We start from the raw sequence: 1,294 nt of genomic DNA, 5'->3' as shown, positions 1-1,294 counted from the left end.
TCTCATTGTTGAATAACTGATACCTACTAGTTGAGCAAACTCATCTACATTCAARCTCTGCTGAACTTCGCGAACTTTATCTCTTACTAAACGAAGAGTATGTTTATCAATCCCCTTAGGAAGTTCTGTTACTGCAGCTGCTGATTGAGTGTGGCGGTTATGACGCGTTCTAAATAAATGGTCTATTTTATCTTGGTTAATCATTTTATTTTCGGTTAATTCTATTCTCGTAGACTGATAATGTTTTAAAGTCGATAAAAATTTATCAATAATTACAGGTTTCACCAAATAACCAAATGCTCCTCCTCTTATTGCTTCCCCTACTGTTTCAACATCATTGGCTGCCGTTATTAAAATAATATCGATTCCTCGATACTTCTTTCTGATTTCCCACAGCAGCTCCACTCCGTTGATATCTGGTAAAAAGACGTCTAATAAAATTAATTGCGGCGTAAATATTGTTAATAGTTCTAAAGCCTGTTCTCCAGATCCTGCTGTCGCAACAACAGTGAAATGCTCTAGTTTCTTAGTAAACTGTTCATAAATTTGTGCAGCTGTAGAATCATCTTCTATAATCATGACATTAATTTGATTTTCAGTCATATCGATTCTTCCTTTTCATTATTTAATAGCTTTGGGATAACTAATGTGAATCTTGCTCCTTGTAACATACTTTTGCTTATGTATAGTTCACCTTTAAGTAGCTCTACAGATCTTTTAACAATAGTCAATCCAATTCCGTGATTTTCACCTTTTTTCGTTGTGTAACCATCTATAAAAATCATATTTTCTACTTCTTTTGATATCCCTGGCCCATTATCTTCAACTTCAAAAATCAGGTCATTTCCTACATCTGTAAAAGATACCACCACGTTCCCTTTATGTTCTCGCACAGCCTCGAGCGCATTATCGATTAAATTCCCCAAGATAGAAACAACGTTTTTTGCGTCTTCGATATCTAAAGTACTTGTTAAGTTACTATCTTGGTCAATTTCTAAAGTAACGTCTAATTCTTTCGAACGATTGATCTTTCCAAGTAAGCATGCCGCAATCAAAGGATCCTTTACAGAAGACATTAAAAAAGAAATAATATCTTGGCGTTCCTTTACCTCTGATGAAATCATTTGCATGACATGCTCATACTTCTTTAACTTTAACAATCCATAAATCACGTTCAGCTTATTTAAAAATTCATGATTTTGAGCACGTAAATTATCAGAAAACATTTTAATTTTAGAAATTTCTTCTGTCAATTCTTCAATTTGAGATAAAGTTCTTATAGTAAGGACGATAC

General features: G+C 33.6%; 2 protein-coding genes. Both read right to left on the bottom strand.

Annotated features, from left to right (window positions below; genetic code table 11):
• Positions 1-603 (bottom strand): response regulator (locus AC1DRF_RS28255; RefSeq protein WP_477742338.1); only part of this gene is annotated, 603 nt, incomplete at its 3' end.
• Positions 600-1,294 (bottom strand): sensor histidine kinase (locus AC1DRF_RS28250; protein ID WP_477742337.1); only part of this gene is annotated, 695 nt, incomplete at its 5' end. The genes AC1DRF_RS28255 and AC1DRF_RS28250, both read right to left, overlap by 4 nt.

The sequence above is a fragment of the Priestia sp. P5_B4 genome, from assembly GCF_056400385.1.
Note: the sequence above shows the minus strand (reverse complement) of the source record. Positions and strands in the feature narration are given on the sequence as shown.